The organism is Winogradskyella algicola (assembly GCF_005869935.1).
GTDB lineage: Bacteria > Bacteroidota > Bacteroidia > Flavobacteriales > Flavobacteriaceae > Winogradskyella > Winogradskyella algicola.
In genome coordinates this window covers 1-255 of sequence record NZ_SZQF01000038.1, presented here as the reverse complement: position 1 = coordinate 255, position 255 = coordinate 1, and the positions used below count along the sequence as shown (strand labels likewise).

Here is a 255-nt window from a genome sequence, read left to right as displayed (position 1 = left end):
CGATTGTAGCCGAAGGTATATCCATAGAAGGTGTAACACCATACTTATTTGATAACTATACAGGTACTTACACTGAGATTCCTCAGACAGGTTCCGTTGACTATAGCTATTCTGTGGATGCAGGTATAACGTCTTCAATTGCTAACGATCGTTTTTCAGTTGTGTTCTTCCAGTCAACATTATCAACAGGTAGTTTTGACTTGGATAGCGTTAAGCTCTATCCAAACCCAACTAATATCGGTAAGTTCTATTTGA

At 38.4% G+C, this 255-nt stretch carries 1 protein-coding gene; it reads left to right on the top strand.

Going from position 1 to position 255, the window contains the following annotated elements; all coding sequences use genetic code 11:
• On the top strand, positions 1-255 hold a 255-nt coding region (locus FC091_RS15280), incomplete at both ends, for a hypothetical protein (RefSeq protein ID WP_171032536.1).